Annotated in this window: 11 protein-coding genes; 6 read left to right on the forward strand and 5 right to left on the reverse strand. The window is 72.3% G+C overall.

The genetic code is table 11. The annotated features are described in order from the left end of the window. Positions 1-151 precede the first annotated feature (151 nt). Both IPH07_13345 and IPH07_13350 read left to right on the forward strand, forming a co-directional pair. On the forward strand, positions 152-586 hold the full coding sequence (locus tag IPH07_13345; GenBank protein MBK6918375.1) for a hypothetical protein: 435 nt from the start codon (positions 152-154) through the stop codon (positions 584-586). Beyond that, positions 583-2,043 carry a hypothetical protein gene (locus tag IPH07_13350; protein MBK6918376.1) on the forward strand — a complete coding sequence of 487 codons (1,461 nt, stop codon included), beginning with the start codon at positions 583-585 and terminating at the stop codon, positions 2,041-2,043. Before IPH07_13345 ends, IPH07_13350 begins: the two co-directional genes overlap by 4 nt. Positions 2,044-2,067: 24 nt before the next feature. Here the strand turns inward: IPH07_13350 and IPH07_13355 are convergent, their stop codons facing one another. The 3 genes from IPH07_13355 to IPH07_13365 all read right to left on the reverse strand — a co-directional run bounded on the left by IPH07_13355 (position 2,068) and on the right by IPH07_13365 (position 5,218). Next, positions 2,068-3,171 (reverse strand): hypothetical protein, encoded by a 1,104-nt coding sequence (locus IPH07_13355; protein MBK6918377.1) that lies wholly within the window; start codon positions 3,169-3,171, stop codon positions 2,068-2,070. 92 nt (positions 3,172-3,263) lie between these two features. After that, positions 3,264-4,679 carry a hypothetical protein gene (locus IPH07_13360; protein ID MBK6918378.1) on the reverse strand — a complete coding sequence of 472 codons (1,416 nt, stop codon included), beginning with the start codon at positions 4,677-4,679 and terminating at the stop codon, positions 3,264-3,266. A gap of 50 nt (positions 4,680-4,729) precedes the next feature. Continuing rightward, on the reverse strand, positions 4,730-5,218 hold the full coding sequence (locus tag IPH07_13365) for a FixH family protein (protein ID MBK6918379.1): 489 nt from the start codon (positions 5,216-5,218) through the stop codon (positions 4,730-4,732). Positions 5,219-5,360: 142 nt separating this feature from the next. Here IPH07_13365 and IPH07_13370 point away from each other — a divergent pair, with 142 nt between their 5' ends. Both IPH07_13370 and IPH07_13375 read left to right on the forward strand, forming a co-directional pair. Then, entirely contained in the window at positions 5,361-6,122 is a 762-nt protein-coding gene (locus tag IPH07_13370) for a TerC family protein (protein MBK6918380.1), read from the forward strand. Between the two features lie 138 nt (positions 6,123-6,260). Further along, on the forward strand, positions 6,261-10,028 hold the full coding sequence (locus IPH07_13375; protein ID MBK6918381.1) for a hypothetical protein: 3,768 nt from the start codon (positions 6,261-6,263) through the stop codon (positions 10,026-10,028). Here the strand turns inward: IPH07_13375 and IPH07_13380 are convergent. Beyond that, positions 10,012-12,972, reverse strand: coding sequence for a serine/threonine protein kinase (locus IPH07_13380; GenBank protein MBK6918382.1), 2,961 nt, complete (start codon positions 12,970-12,972; stop codon positions 10,012-10,014). The genes IPH07_13375 and IPH07_13380 overlap by 17 nt on opposite strands. Before the next feature lie 217 nt (positions 12,973-13,189). Further along, complete coding sequence (locus IPH07_13385; GenBank protein MBK6918383.1) at positions 13,190-13,966, reverse strand: sigma-70 family RNA polymerase sigma factor; 777 nt, start codon at positions 13,964-13,966, stop codon at positions 13,190-13,192. Positions 13,967-14,370: 404 nt separating this feature from the next. On the opposite strand from IPH07_13385, the gene IPH07_13390 reads away from it, so the two are divergent. Further along, a complete protein-coding gene (locus IPH07_13390) occupies positions 14,371-14,940 on the forward strand; it encodes a hypothetical protein (GenBank protein MBK6918384.1) in 570 nt (189 codons plus the stop codon). Between the two features lie 40 nt (positions 14,941-14,980). Beyond that, on the forward strand, positions 14,981-16,318 hold the full coding sequence (locus tag IPH07_13395) for a hypothetical protein (protein ID MBK6918385.1): 1,338 nt from the start codon (positions 14,981-14,983) through the stop codon (positions 16,316-16,318). Positions 16,319-16,390: the final 72 nt, after the last annotated feature.

Below are 16,390 nucleotides of genomic sequence, written 5' to 3' on the forward strand. Positions count from 1 at the left end.
CTCGGGTGGCAACGGCGTCGCCCGGGCCGTGCCGGAGCAGGGCGCGGCGGCCGCTGCCGCCCGATGGGCAATTCCACCACAGCGGCCGCGCTCGCATCCTGCGCTAAGCTCCCGGGCGCCGACGATGAGGCCCCCGGCACGATGGATCCCCATGATGCTCGCGACGGCAGCGTTGGCGTGCGACGGCGACGATGGCTCCGACGCCGGCGAACAGCCACTCCCGGAGTGCGTGAGCTTCGACGTCGACGGCTGCGCGCCGCTGTTCAGCCCCACCTTCGACGAGATCCACATGCGCCTGCTGGTGCCGCAGTGCACTGGCGGTGGCTCGGCCTGCCACTTCGACGGCGAGTCCCTCGGCGCCGCCGAGCACGGCCTCGCGCTGCTCGATGCCGACGGTGCACACGCGCTCCTGCTCGAAGATCGCGGCGACGCGACCTTCGTCACCGCGGGTGACGCGAGCTGCAGCCCGCTGTTCGTGCGCCTCGTCGTCGAGGGCGACCGCCGCAGCATGCCACCCGGGGCCCCGCTGGCCGAGGGCGAGCGCTGCACCATCGCCCAGTGGATCGAGCAAGGAGCACTTCGATGACGCGACCACGGGGATCGATCTTGCTCGCGACGCTGTCGCTGTCGGCGTGCCCGCAGGGTGACGACACCCCCCAGGTCTCCGAGCGCCTGCTCGATCCGGCCTCGTGCGAGGAGTGCCACCCGAAGCACTACCGACAGTGGCTGGGCTCGATGCACGCCTACGCCGCCGATGATCCGATCTTCTTGGCGATGAACGCCCGCGGCCAACGCGAGACCGGCGGCGCGCTCGGTGACTTCTGCGTGAAGTGTCACGCACCGATGGCGGTCGCGCTCGGCGAGACCACCGACGGCCTCAACCTGCCCGAGCTGCCCCAGCACCTCAAGGGCGTGACCTGTTACTTCTGCCACAATGTCGAATCGGTCGGCGGCACGCACAACAACCCGCTGGTGCTCGCGCTCGACTCCATCATGCGCGGCGAGCTCAACGACGCCGTCGTCAACGACTTCCACGACTCGCAGTACTCGCCCGACCTCGACGACGCCGCGATCGCCTCGGGCAAGATGTGCGGCTCGTGCCACGACATCGTGAACAACCACGGCGTCCACCTCGAGCGCACCTACCAGGAGTGGGTCGACTCGTTCTACGACACCCCCGATCCCGAGAATCCCGAGCTCACGATCTACTTCGGCAACACCTGCAACCGCTGCCACATGTACGGCAGCCCCGAGCCCATCGCCGACTACGAGGGCGTCAAGCAACGCAACCTGCGCGACCACTCGCTGGTGGGTGTCGATCTCGCGCTGACCGACTTCCCCGACGCCACGCTCGGACCCGAGCTGGTCGCCGAACAGACCGCGGCGAGCGACAAGCAGCGGCTGCCGTCGGTGTGCGCCGGGCTGTGCGTGCGACCGGCCGACGCCGGCGGCACCGACGTGGTGGTGTGGCTGCACAACGAGGCCCAGGGCCACGCGTGGCCGAGCGGCGCGACCCAGGACCGTCGCGCATGGCTGCAGCTCGAAGCCTTCGACGGCGACGCGACCGTGATCTCGAGCGGTGTGATCCCGCCCGAGCAGTCGGTCGCCGAGGCCGGCCTCGCCGACCCCACGCTGTGGGTCTTCCGCGACACCGCCACCAACGCACAGGGTCAGCCCGAGTCGATGTTCTGGAACATCACCGCGACCGAGAGCAACCTGCTGCCGATCGCCGCCGAGGCCGGGCTCAAGTACGACAAGTCCACCTGGCGCGAGCGTGCCTGGCACGTCGATGGCCCGGTCGATCGCGCGAAGATCCAGGTCAACCTGCGGCCGATCCCCCACGAGCTGGTCGACGAGCTCGCCGCGGAGGAGATGTTCGACCCCGCGGCGATCAAGGCCCGCATCCGCACCAACGTCGCCGGCTCGACGCAGATCGAGTGGACCCCCGATGCCGCGATCATGACGGACTACGAGGGCCCCTGCGTGTACTCGGCGAGCTGCTTCTGCGCGCTTGCCAACGAGACCGGCGCCTGCAACGAGTGATCGCGCGGCCGTCGTCGCGCTGCGCTACGCACCGGCGCAACAGACGGTGAGCGCATCGATCGCGGTCGCGCCACCGGTCGCGTGCACGGACGAGGGCGTGCACGAGCCGCCATGCGGCGATCCGGGGTCGAGCCAGATCGCGGTCACGTCGCCGCCGGCGTCGAGCGAGACGCACGAGCCATCGGCGGGGAACTCGTGGGCGCCGAAGGCCACGACGTACGCCGAGGCGTCGGGGCAGGTCTGGCCCGACGGCGCCCCGCACGTGCAGCTGCTGCAGCCACGGCTGTCGGAGACGTCGTTGTGGGTCACCTGCTTCTCTGGATACGCCGACGGACACGTCACGTCGCCGTAGCGCCACACGCACATCTCGGGCTCGAACGCCGCATCCGGCTGCGGGACGCAGAGGCTGGCGTCCTCGCACGTCGCCGGCGCTTCGCTCGGGCCGCACAGATCGACGCGCTGGCTGAAGTACGCCGACGGCACGTTCGTGCTCGGCATCGCCGCACACGACCCCCCGCTGGGCCCGACCGGCAGGAATCGCCACCGCGATTGCGCGGCGCCGGTGGCCGCGGCGATGGTCCCGATCTCGAAGGCGACCTGCGAGAACTGGCAGCTGACGGCGTTGTTGCCCGGGCTGGGGAAGTTCGGCGGGTAGTACATCGCGGTGGTGGAATCGTCGCAGGTGTCACCGCTGGGGTTGCCGCAATCGCAGTCGCACGAGGCGGGGTTCGCCACCAGGCCCAGGCCACCGCTGGCGACCGCGTTGCCGAACGCACCGCCGCACGCGGAGCCGTCGTTGGCGCCGACCTGCGCCCGCGCAACCGGCCCGCTCCAGCCCGCCGGGGCCGGGGGCGTGCACACGTGGGTGGACAGATCGCAGGTCACCGCCCCACCGCTGCTGCTCGACTCCCCCGCGACCGCACCGCTCGACGAGCCCTCGCTCGAGGCCCCGCTCGAGCCGTCGGCCATCGCATCGTCGCTGCTCGCCGCGCCGGTGCTGCTGCCCTCGGCCGCACCTTCGCTGGTCGTGGTGCCGCCACCGCCTTCGCTGCCGTCGTCCGGACCGGCGGGCGCGCGGCCCTCGTCGAGGCCGGGGCGATCGATCTCGCTGCAGGCGGTCAGGGTCAAGGCGACGACGTACAGGCGTGCGAACCGACGGGGAAGGCGTGGCATCGTGGCGGCGAGGTCGACCGCCGCACACACTCGATTGCACGCGTCGATCACAGGGCGATCGCCGTCGCGGCGACGGTGCGCGTGTCCTGGCCGGGGTGTGCGAACCCGGCCGCGAAGATCCACGCCTGCGCGCGCGCGTCGTCGAGCAGCACGCCGACCTCGGCGGTCGAGTACTCGACGCCAGGCCCCATCGGGACCACCGCCAGCGGCTCGGCATCGTCGCGGAACACCCACGCCGCCACCTCGCCGTCGTCCTGGTGCGCGAGCCAGACGACCAACGCTCGCCCGTCGTCGTCGACGGCACAGGCCGAGGCGGACGCGACGGGATCCTCCGGAGGCTCGTAGATCACGGTCGTGGTCGGCGTACCGTCGGCGGCGTACCCGACCAGGTGGCCCGACGCGAACGCGGCCAGGTAGAAGCCGCCCGCGCCCGCGCAGAGATCGAAGTAGACGTCGTCGAGCGCGGGGGCCTCGACGTCCGCAGCCACGACGCCTTCGGCATCGAACACGCGAACGCCGGGCCACCCGCCCGCGCGGCGCGTCAGCAGTGCGCTGCGTCCGTCGGCGGTGCCGCGCAGATCGTAGGCGACGATGTCGGCGGTGCCGTAGAGGGTCTGGAGCTGCTGCCACTGCAACGCGCCGGCACCGTCGAACGCGAGGGCGTAGAACGCCGAGTAGGCCGGCACGTGGTGGTGCAATCGACCGCCGACCGCGAAGCCGTCGCCGACCGGCGACATGCCGACGAATCCGGGTGCATCGGCGACCAGCTCGGGCGTGGCATCGAAGGTCCACGTCGAGGCCAGCGCGTCGTCGTAGCGACGGATCCGCCAGGCGTCGGCGTCGGCGATCACCAGTCCACCGTCGTCGAGACCGACCGCCCCCGAGACATGCGAGAAGCCCATCGTGGTGGTGCGAACGCGATGGGTCCCGCCCGCGGCGGGCTCGAGCTCCCACACCGTCATCGAGTCGCCGCCGAACACCGCGGTCGGCCGCGCCGACCACCACGTGGTGCGAAGGCTGGTGACCTCGCCGAGTCCGGAGTCCTCGTGCACCGAGGCGAGCACCTCACCACGCACGCGGCACAGCGCGTTGCAGACCGCGTCGCCGAGCGGTCCGGCGTCGCAGCTCTCGCGGGCGTCGAACACCTCGCCGTCGCCGCAGCGCGGCGCGGGGCCGCTGCAGTCGGCCAGGCATCCACCATAGCCACCGTCGACCACGCCGTCGTCGCACTGCTCGCCGTCGTCTTGCACGCCGTCGCCACAGCGCCCGACCGGCAGGTCGGGCGGGGACCCAACGGACGCGTCGGCCCCAGCGTCGGGCCCAGCACCGCTGCTGCCGTCGTCGCCGTCGAACTCACCCGCCGAGATCGATCCGCCGAATGCTCCCGGCGCCGGCGAACCCCCGGCGCACGCCAGCGGATGTACGAGCAAAGCCGTGAGCAGCAGCGAGCCGGTTCGACGCATGTGGGGACGCAGGTCGCCCCCGAAGCGCGCTGCGTTGCAGCGAGGGCGGGCTAAGGATCGACGCAGAAGCGGAACACGACCGCGTCAGTGCGGCCCTCGTCCTCGATACCGATCGTCACGTCCCACAGGCCCGGCATGAAGAGGTTCACCGGCGAGAGTTCGTACTCGCCGGGCGTGTCGGTCGCGACGACGTGGGTCGCGATCGAGGTGCCGTGCTGGTGGTCGGGCATGAACGGGTCGACGCTCAAGGTCGCATCGGCCAGCGCCACACCGTCGCCATCGTGCACCCGCACGCGCCAGGTGTTGTCGCCGCGCGCGGGCGGAGCCGGCATCGCATCGATGAAGGCGACCGTGATCGACTCGCCCTGCTTCTGCATGCCCAGCGCGTAGGCGTCGGCGCGGGACTCGAGCTCGCAGCCCCGCGGGGCCTCACCGCTGGAGGCCGCCTCGCTGGCGTCGTCGTCCTCGGTCGCGGGCGACGCGGCCCCATCGCAGGCACAGCCCAGCAGCAGCACGACGAACAGGCGGAGGGGTCGCATCGGTGGAGCTCCTGCGCGGCCCGGCGTGGCGCACGGGCGCGGCGCTTCGGGGTACGCCGGCGCCCGTCGGTCGGGATCGCCGCGTCACCCACGCGGGTCCGATTCCGTGCGAGCCTACCCGTGGATCCACCTGGTCGACGCCATGCCCGAGCTCCTGCTGCAGTCCGAGACGTACGTCAGCTTCCTGACCCTGAGCGCGATGGAGATCGTGCTCGGCATCGACAACGTCGTGTTCATCGCGATCCTCACCGGCAAGCTGCCGGCGGCCGAGCAGCCGCGCGCGCGCCGGCTGGGGTTGTTGCTCGCGCTCGGCATGCGCTTGGGGCTGCTGTTCGCGATCGCGTGGGTCATGGGCCTGACCGCGCCGCTCTTCCACGTCGCCGGCCACGCGGTCTCCGGTCGCGATCTGATCCTGCTCGGTGGCGGGCTGTTCCTCATCGGCAAGGCCACGCATGAGATCTACGACAAGCTCGAGGTCGATCACGGCGAGCACGGCGAGGCCGGCAAGGGCAAGGCGCCTTCGTTCGCGGTGATCCTCGCGCAGATCGTGGTGCTCGACATCGTGTTCTCGCTCGACTCGGTCATCACCGCGGTCGGCATGGCGGAGCACGTCTCGATCATGGTCGCAGCGATGCTGGTCTCGGTCGGGGTGATGCTGGTGTTCGCGGGCAGCATCGGCGATTTCGTGCAGCGACACCCGAGCATGAAGATCCTCGCGCTCAGCTTTCTCACGCTGATCGGCGCCATGCTGGTCGCCGAGGGCACCGGTCAGCACGTGGGCAAGGGCTACATCTACGCTGCGATGGCGTTCTCGCTCCTGGTCGAGCTACTCAACATGCGCTACCGCAAGCGCACCGCCCCGGTCACGCTGCACCATCGCTTCGAGGGCGAACCCGAGGCCTGAAGAGAACGCCCCCTCGCGGGGATTCTCGGGCAACGCGGCCCCTTTTCGCGGCGGATTTGCCACGATGAGGGGTCGCGCAGACCGACCTTCGTGGTTGGTGCGTCCTGTTCCCTCGAGCCCCGTCCGCCCCGCACCACCATGCCCACGACCACGTCCTCGCCCCTCGCGTCCCGCTGGCTCCACACCCTCACGCTGCTCGCGCTGGCCAGCTGCACCGGCCGCTCGAACCCCGAGGTCGCGAGCACGGCGGCGGATCCCGCCGACGCGCCGGCGCAGGGCACCGTCGCGCCGCCGCCGCCCGGGATCCTGCCGCCGCGGTCGCTCGCGGTCGAGGACGACCCCGGTCCCCGCGCTGCGCCGCTGTCGCTGACCGCCAGTGATGGCACCGGCCTGCGTCTGGTCGAGGTGCGGGCGCGCGCGGTGATCGAGGGCCCGCTGGCGTTCACCGAGCTCGAGCTCGAGTTCGAGAACCCGCTGCCCCGACGCATCGAGGGCCGCTTCGAGATCGAGTTGCCGGCGCGCTCCGCCATCTCGCGCTTCGCGATGCAGATCGGCGATGCGTGGCAGGAGGGCGAGGTGGTCGAGCGCCAGGCAGCGCGTCGCGCCTACGAGGACTTCCTGCACCGCAAGCAGGACCCGGCGCTGCTCGAGCAGGCCGCCGGCAACAGCTTCGGCGCGCGCGTGTTCCCGATCGAAGCGCGGGCGCGCAAGCGCCTCATCGTGGCGTACTCGCAGGAGCTCGTGCACGGCGAGGACCCCTACCGCCTGCCGCTGCGCGGGCTCCCGGAGATCGAGCGCCTCGACGTGTCGGCCGCACTGGCGGGGACCGACAAGCCGCTGCTGACGTGGGTGCAGTCCAAGGTCACGCCGGATCATGACTTCGAGGCCCCGTTGCCGGCGTCGCCCGGCGTGACCGCGCTGCGTCACGACGCGTGGTCGCTCGCGCGGGTGCAGGTCGGCGGCTCGACCGAAGCGGTGGGCATCGGTGACCTGGTGGTCCTGTTCGACACCAGCGCCTCCGGGGCCATTGGCTTCGATCGCCGCATCCGTCGCATGGCCGGCGTGATCGCGGCGCTGCAGAAGGACCTCGGCGCGCCGATTCCCCTGCGCATCCTCGGCTTCGATCAGGAGGTCGTCGAGCTGTTCGCCGGCACCACCGAGACGCTCGACGACGCCGCGCTCGGACGGATCGCGAGTCGACGCGCGCTGGGGGCCTCCGATCTGGTCAAGGCGCTGCGGGCCGTGGGCCCGGGTGGCACCGACCGCCGGGTGCTGTTGGTGAGCGACGCCGTCGTGACCGCGGGCGCGCACGAGCTGGTCGCGATCGAGCGAGCCGCCAGCGAGCTGGCCGCCCAGGGCGTCGCGCGGATCGACGCGATCGACGACGGCGCCGGCGCGCAGGAGGTGCTCGCCGCCGTGACCACCGCGCCCGCGATGGCGCCCGGCGTGGTGATCGACTCGCGGCTCGACGACGCGGCGACGGTGCACAAGCTGCGCACGCAGGCCTTCGAGGCCCTCGAGGTGCAGGTGCCGGGTGCTGCATGGGTGTGGCCGTCCCGCATCGAGGGCGCGCAGCCCGGCGACGACGTGTTGGTCTACGCCGAGCTGCCCGCCACCGCGACGATGCGCGTGGGGCTCGGCGACACCGAACCCACCACCGCCGTCACCACCGAAGCGCTCGGTCCGCTGCTGCGGCGGGCGTGGATGCGTGCGTCGGTGCAGCGGATGACGGAGCAGCGCTCGCGCCTGCTCGAGACCGACAAGGACGGCCGCGAGTCTCTGCGCAAGCGCATCATCGAGCTGTCGGTGCGCGAGCGCGTGCTCAGCGAGTTCACCGCACTGCTGGTGCTCGAGACGGAGGCCGACTACGCGCGCTTCGGCATCGATCGCAACGCCCTCGCCGACGTGCTCGCGATCGGTGACCACGGCGTCGAGCTGACCCACCGCACGGGCATCACCAGCCGGCTGCCCGCGTTGGCGAGCGCGACCTTGCCCGAGGCGCCGGAGTGGATCGCGGGCGAGAGCTTCGGCACCCTCGGCGGCTTGAAGGGCCGCGGTGGCGGTGGGAGCTCGGACGAGGGCGGCGGGCCGACCAGGCCGATGTCGGCGCGTCCCCGCGCCGCGGCACCCCGCGAGGATTCGGTCGCCGACGGCGAGGGCAACCTCGAGCGCGCACGCGACGGCAAGCGCGAAGAGGCGCCGTCCGACCCGACGACGATCTCGCCCGGCGCGGCCGCGCCCGACCAGGCCGAGCCCGCGCCCGCGCCCCCGCCCGCGCGCGAGCGCGAGCCCATGGCGGCACCGGTCGAAGCGCTCGAGCAGGGCGATGCGGCCTCCGCTGCGCAGGAGCTCGACCAGCAGCGCGACTTCATCGAGGCCAAGCCGAAGGCCGCGACGAAGTTCGCGCCGGACAGCAGGAAGCGGCCACCTCCCCACGGCGGGTGGTCGCCTCCACCGCCGCCGAAGACCACCCCCGTGACGCTCGGCAAGCCCGTGATCGACGGCGATCTCACCGGCGCGGTGGTCGAGGAGCGCCTGGCAGCGCGCAAGCAGTTGCTCGGTTGGTGTGCACAGTTCGCATCGCCGACCGGCCCGCTCGAGTTCGGCAACTTCGAGCTGCGCATGGTCGTCGACGAGGCCGGCGAGGTCCGCATCGCGCGACTGCAGGGCCGCGAGAGCCTCGATGCCGGCATGGTGCACTGCATCGAGACCGCTGCCGATCGCACGGCCTTCGGTGCGGTGCCCGAGGGCACACGCAAGGGCGCGGCCGCACCGGTCGTCGTGGTGGTGCCGTTCGCATTCGGGGCGACCAAGCCCGCGGTCGCGACCGCATTGGACGCGACCGCCCTCGCCGCGCTGCGGGCCGAGCTCGCCGAGGTCGAGGCCGCCGAGGCGGCCGCTGCCGAGGCGGCGCGCAAGCGGGTGGAGGAGGAGTCCCGCGCGCTCGAGGCCGAGCGCAAGGAGGCCGAGCGGACCACCGGCAGCCCGTGGACCGGCCGCTTCTTCGACGTGATGACCGACCTCTCGGCCGGTCGCAATCAACAGGCCCTCGACACTGCGCTCGCGTGGCAACAGGGCGACCCCGGCGACGTGCTCGCGCTCGTGGCCCTGGGCGAGGTTGCGGAGAAGGGCGGCGATCCCGAGACGGCCGCGCGCGCCTACGGCTCGATCATCGATCTCTACCCCAGCCGCGCGGACCTGCGCCGCTACGCCACGTACCGGCTGGCGCGCACCGGCGGCAACGCACAGCACTTGGCGGTCGACAGCGCCCGCGAGGCGGTCGCGTCGCGCGGTGATCATCCCTCGAGCCACCGTGCACTGGCGTACGCGCTGGTCGGCATCGGCAAGCACCGCGAGGCCGCGGCCGCACTGGTGGCCGGCCTCCACGACGAGCACGTGCAGTGGGGCCGATTCACCGAGGTGCAGCGGATCCTCCGCGAGGATCTCGGGCTGGTCGCCGCCGCGTGGGCGTTGCACGAACCGGCGGCGCGGCCGGAGATCGACGCGATGCTCCGCACCGAGGGCGCGTCGCTCCCGACCACGCCGTCACTGCGCTTCGTGTTGACGTGGGAGACCGACGCCAACGACGTCGATTTCCACATCCACGACGGCAAGGGCGGGCATGCGTTCTTCAGCGACAAGACCCTGCCCTCGGGCGGCTCGTTGTACGCGGACATCACCACCGGCTACGGGCCCGAGTGCTTCGCGATCGAAGGCACACCGGGCGCGTACCCCTACAACCTCCGCGCCCACTACTACAGCCGCGGACCCATGGGCTACGGCATGGGCCGCGTGCAGGCCGTGCAGCACGACGGCAAGGGCACCCTGGTGGTCAAGGAGTATCCGTTCGTGGTGATGAAGGACCACGAGTGGATGGATCTCGGCACCATCACCGGACCGCTGTAGCGGACGCGCCGGCGAGCACGGCGTCGATCTCTGCGACCTCGTCGTGCTCGCCCAGCGGCTCGAGCACGCCGCGGGCCTGCTCGAGCAGCGCGCGCGCGCGGACCCGGTCGATCGCTCGCGCCCACAGCACCAGACCGAGCGCCCGGCGGGCCTCGGCCTCGTCCTTGGGCGCCTGCGGCTTGGCCACCAGTCCGGCGAGCGCGCGCTCGAGCAGAAGCTCGGCCTCGGCGAGCTCGCCGCGACGGCGCTGCAGGTTGCCGAGCTCGAAGGCAGCGATGGGGGTGAACAGCGGGTGGCCGCCGGGCGCGGCCGCCTCGCACACCGCCAGCGAGCGCTCGTACCACGGCAACGCGCCGTCGAGATCCTGCTTGGCGACGAAGGCGTCGCCGAGTGCCGACAACGTGACCGCAATCTCGATGTGGCCGGGCTCGAGGTTGCGCTCCTGGATCGCCAGCGCGCGCCGCTCGAGCGCGATGCCGTCGTCGATGTTACCGAGCTTCACCTCGAGCTTGCCCTGGCTCGCCAACAGGCTCGCGAGCGAGCGGTGCTCGGGACCGAGCGATGCCTCCATGATCGTCGCGGCGCGGGCGTAGTGCTCGCGCGCGGCCGACAGATCGCCGGCGGACTGCTCGATCATCGCGAGGTTGCCGTAGGTGCGCGCGAGGTCGGGGTGATCGGGGCCCTGCTCGCGCAGCTGCAGCGCCAGGCCCCGCGCGATGGTGTCCCGCGCCATCGCCGGATCGCCGCGGCGAAAGTACGCCTGCGCGAGGTTGTTGAGCACGACCTGCAGGTCGGGGTGCTCTGGACCGAGCGCGTTCTCGAGGATCGCCAGCGCCTCGCGCCAGTCGGCGAGCGCCGCATCGACGCCGTCGGTCTGCATGTGGGCGTTGCCCAGCATGTTCAGGCTGAGCGCGACCTCGGGGTGACCCGCACCGAGGCGCGCGCGCTTGACCTCGAGCGCGTGCGTGAGGCGAGCGGCACCCTCGGCCGCGTGGCCCTGCGAGAGCTCGAAGTTGCCGACACGGTCGTCGAGCGCCGCGCCCTGCAGGTCGTCCTGCGCACCGATGCGCTCGATCAGCGTGCGTGCCCAGCGAGCCCACAGCCGTGCGTCGTCGGGCCGCGCCTGGCGGTAACCCACGACGTCGATCAGCTCGGCGGTGGCGGCCGCGATGCCGGGCTCGTCGCCGAGCGCGATGCGCAGGAACACCGCGTCGTTCAACACGCGCTCGGCGGCGGGGAACTCGCCCCGTCGCGACAGCGCGCGCCCGAGCTCGTAGGTCGCGTCGCCCACGGTCGCGCGCGCGGCCGTGCCCGCCGCCACCACCGGCTCGAGGATCGCCACCGCAGCATCCACGTGCCCGAGCGAGAGCTGCGTCTGCGCGCGCAGCACCTCGGCACGCGCAGGGTCGTCACCCTCGGACGCCTCCGCCCGCGACGCCGCGAAGCGACGCCGCAGCAGCACGCCGTCCTCGCTGCAACCCGTCGGTGACGTCAGGCCACCGACCAGCCGCCCCGCATGGCGCACGCCTTCGACGTCGAGCTCCCGCAGCGCCGAGATGGCGGCGTCGTAGCTGCGTCGCGCGTCGGCGAGACAGTCGAGGGTCTCGATCGCGACCGCCTCGGTGCGACGCTCGAGCCGGGCGATGCAGGCGGTGTCCTGCTGGGCCGACCACTGCTGCGCCCACGCATCGAGCTGCGGCCGAACCCGCTGGGCGGTGTCGGCCGCATACGCGACGCCGGTCGCCGCGATCGCGCCGTCGATCGCGGCGGCGACCTCGGGGTTCCAGCTGCTCGCGATGTCCTGCGCCGCGCGGTGGCAGGCCTCGAGCCGGGTGCGCTCGACCACCGCGAAGGTGCCCCAGCTCGCGGCGGCGATGCTCGCGACGACGGTGCCACGCAGCGCCCATCGGCGCGCGCGCAACGGATCGCGACGCAGCTCGGTGGCCAGCGTCCGCATGTCGGGCCAGCGCAGCGCGGGGTCGACCGCGAGGCCGCGCTCGACCACGCGGCGCAGCGCCGTGGGCACGTCGACCGTGCTCGGCACCTCCGAGATGTCACCGCGCAGCACCGCGGCCGCCAGCGCCGGCACCGAATCGCCGCGGAACGGACGCAAGCCGAACAGGCCCTCCCACAGCGCCACGCAGAAGCTGAACTGATCGCTGCGCGCATCGACCACCTGGCCGCGGTGCTGCTCGGGCGACATGTACGCGGGCGTTCCGACCATGAGGCCGCCGGCGGTCAGGTCGAGCGCGAGCGCGTCGGTGGTCGGTCGCAGCTCGTCGGCGCCGGTCTCGACGCCGGCACCTTCGGGCCGCACCAGGCCGAAGTCCATCACGCGCACGCGGCCGTCGTCGCCGATCATGAGGTTGTCGGGCTTGAAGTCGCGGTGCACGAGGCCATGGGCGTGCGCAGCCGCGAGCCCCTGCGCCGCCGCGATCATGACCTCGACGACCTCGCGCCAGCTGCGATGCTGCCGCGCCAGCCACTGGCGCAGCGTGACGCCGGCGACGAACTCCATCGCCACGAACACCTGGCCGCGGTGCTGGCCGACGTCGTGCACGGTGACGACGTTGGGGTGGTTGATGCGCGCGGCCGCCTGCGCCTCGCGCAGCAGCCGTTGCTGATCGCGATCGAGCCCCGGCGCGGCGACGGTGTCGTCGACCGCTTCATCACCGAACAACGCGTTCATGACCTTGCCGAAGGCCTTGCGCATCGGCGGCGTCGCGCTGCGGGTGCCGCCGTGCAGCAGCTTGAGCGCGAGCTTGCGATCGAGCTCGGGATCGTAGGCCGACCACACCACGCCCATGCCGCCCTGGCCCAGGCGTTCGAGCACGAGGTAGCGACCGATCGCAGCGCCACGCACGTACTCGTCGGGCTTGCTCGCTGTCGCCGGGGGCGGCGTGGCCGGTCCGCTACCGACCTCGGTGGGGTCGTGACTCGACATGGCGACGGGGTGGTCGACGGCCGGCTCGCGACGCCGCCGTCGCGACGCGAACCGCCGCGACGCCAACCATCGCACGGATCGAACGGTGGCTGGCGAACCGCCGCGCCCGCGGGCGACGACGACGCGCACGCGGCCGCTCGTCCGGCTCGTCGCCGAGCGGACCCCCGTCGCCGACCCAGAGCCATCGCGTCGCGCCGCCGACCGGAACCGCTTGGGCTCAGCGCCGGGCGGCGCCCGAGAGCACCAGTGAGGTCTCCCGCAGCATCGCGCGAATCGAGGCCACCCAACCGTCGAGGCCGAGCGTGGTCGACTCGAGCACGCTGCGGTTGCCCTCGAGGCGCGCCATCGCCTCGGCCAGCAATCCGCGCGCCTTGCGGAGCCGGCTCTTGAACGTGCCCATCGGCATGCCGAGGATGGCCGCGACCTCGCGATCCGACAGGCCCTCCCAGTACGCCAGCTCGACCGCGATCTGCAGGTCCACCGGCAGGCTCCGGAGCGCGCGCAGCAGCAGCTTCTCCTCGCGCTTGTGCGCCATCGCCTCGGCCACGCTCACCAGCGAGTCCTCGATCTGACTCACCATCAGCTCGTCGCCGGTCGCACCACGGTCACGGAAGTGTCGCATCAGGCGGTTGCGCGCGACGCCATAGAGGTACGCGCGGAAGCCCGAGGCGTCGCGGACGCGGTCACGCCCCTCGACGCACGCGAGGAAGGTCTGCTGCACCAGATCGTCGACGTCGCCGCCGAGCTTGTTGGCGAAGAAGCGGTAGATCGCGCCGAAGTGGCGCGCGACCAGGGCTCGCCCGGCGTCGGGGTCACCACCGCGCCAGGCCTCCAGCAAGATCGCGTCGTCGTCGTCGCTCGCCAACGGTGGTGCCGAGCCTAGCAGGCCATGCGCGCGCCGTGGTCGATCCCGTGGGAACCAAGCCCGGCGCGGGATCACGGGCAGGGTGGACGCGTCGCGAGAGCGCCGTCGCCCCCCACGGCCCCACACCATGTTCCGCACCCCCACGACCCGCCGCATCCTCGTCACCGCCAGCTTCGCCGCCGCCGCGTTTCTCACCGCATTCGCGGGCTGCGGCCGCAAACACGCCGTCGCGCCACCGCCGGGCTCCACCGCCGGCACCGGCTCCGCGAGCGCGACCACGACGCCCGAGCGCCGCGAGCTGGCGGCGGTGTGCGCCGAGGCCGAGCCGATCGCCGCGGTGCATCGCCACGCCGCCTCGTCACCGACGGCGATGGCGCCCGACCAGGGTCCGCACGCGTCGGGCTTCGCCGCGGTCGCCGACGTGCGTCACAAGATGGCCGACCTGCAGGCTCGCGCGCGCACACCAGTACGCCGAGCTGTACGAACACCTCGAAGACATCCCGCCCGCCAGCCGCACGGCCGCATGGGAGGACTTGCTGCGCGAGGTCGCGAACGCCTACATGACCAACGCGGGCGCGGCGACCGACGGCTTCGAGGCGTTCGGCGAGTTCGCGCGGGCCGAGGGCATGCTGCGGCGATACCCCGTGCTCGCGAACGACACCGCGTTCATGGCGGGCCGCGCCGGCCTCGGTGCGAGCATCTTCCAGCAGTGCTTCGGCCTGTCGTGGTCGGGGGAGGAGTGCGTTCGCGTCGCGAAGGACTTCGTTGCCGTCGCCGGCACCGACGCCTCGACCAAGCTCGCGATCGCCAAGCTGGTGCGCAAGAACCAGTTCCCCTACTTCGCGATGCCGTTCTTCCGCAGCGCGGTCGCAGCCTCGCGCGACGCATGCGGCGACGACGACCTCGCGTTGTCGGTCGAGGCCGCCCTCGGCCTGCCGCCCGACGACGACAATGCCGCGAGCGCGCGATCCATGGCGCAGGAGCCCTGCTTCGAGCAGCTGCGGGCCGGAATCGAGGGCCGGCTGCGCGTGGAGTCCGGCGCGAGCTACTTCACCCGCAACGCGTGCGCGGTGCTGCGGGCCAAGGGCGTGGTGCGGCCGTAGGCAGTGATCCGAGCCGCCGGTGGCGACTCCAACGGAGGCGATGCGTGAACGCTCCGCCCCCATCGCCGCCGCCCTCCCCTCGCCCACCGCCGCCCTGGCGCTGCTCGTCGTCATCGCCTGCGTGCCCGGCACGTCCGACGACGCCGCCGGCGACGGCAGCGCGACCGCGCCGACCACCGATGCCAGCACGAGCCTCGGAGGCAGCGGCTCGTCGGGCTCGAGCAGCGACGGGCCAGGCATGGTCGAGGGCAGCGGCTCATCGGGCTCGATGGCCGACTCGAGCGGCTCCGACTCTGGCAGCAGCGGCGGCACCACCACCGGCGAGCCCGCGACGTGGTCGATCCACACCCACTCGTGCAGCGGCCCCAGCCGCACCGACGCCCTGCTCGTCGAGGCCGATGCGATGTGGGTCGGCTGCGGCACCAATCAGGTCGGCTACGGTCTTCACGGCAGCTTCGACGGCGGCACCAGCTGGTCGCCGATCGCGACCGACCCCGCCAACGAGGCCGCGCAGTTCCGCGTCAGCGCCATCGCGCGCGGCGACGACGGGCTGCTCTACGTCGCCGGCTTCGACGCCACCGACAGCGACATGATCCTCGGCTACGACACCTCGAGCTCACCGGCTGCGGTCACACAGGTGCTCGTCGCCGGCAACCAAGTCGGTACCAGCTTCCCCGCCGGGAGCCTCGGTCTGCTCTCGGGTGATCGCATCTTCACCGAGTCGCAGACCGGCTACGGCGCGCTGCTGCGACCCGACGGGAGCGTCGGCGCCAACGCGCTGCAGTGGGACGATCACTACTACTGGGCCAACGGCGGCAACCCGCCCGGCTACCAGATGCTCGACCTGGTCGTGCACGACGATCGCATGTACGCGTGCGGCTCGACCATCGCCGAGCCGCCCTACCTGTTCCTGCCCGCGGCCGCGCCGGCCGCCGAGGTGTGGATGTTCGACGCGATCGAGCTGCCCAACACCGGCTGGACCGGCGAGATGTGGGGCGTCGCCGCCACCGACGAGCGCGTGGTCGCGGTCGGCGTCGATCAGGACGGTGACGTGGGCAAGATCTACGTCAGCGGCGCCGATCCCTACGATGCCGCCGGCTACGCGCAGTTCGATCTGCCCGACATCGTCGGCGGCAACGACCTCGGCACCTGGGCCCGCGGGGTCTGTGCGGCCGGCGATCGCATCGTCGTGGTCGGCGAGCGCCAGCCGTTGTCGTCGAACACCGGGCTCGTGATGATCTCGGAGGACGGCGGCGCGAGCTTCGAGGACATCACGCCCTTCGAGGACGTCACCGAGAGCGTGAGCAAGTGCACCATCACGCCCGAGGGCGCGGTGGTCGTCGCGGGAGCCGGCGGCTTCGTCGGGATCTACATGTGATCTCGATCGCACCGTCGCGATGCGGCCGGCCATCGCGAGCGACCGCCGGCGCATCGGCGGCCGTACCATGGC

This window comes from Deltaproteobacteria bacterium, from assembly GCA_016709225.1.
GTDB lineage: Bacteria > Myxococcota_A > Polyangia > Nannocystales > Nannocystaceae > Xiheibacterium > Xiheibacterium phototrophicum.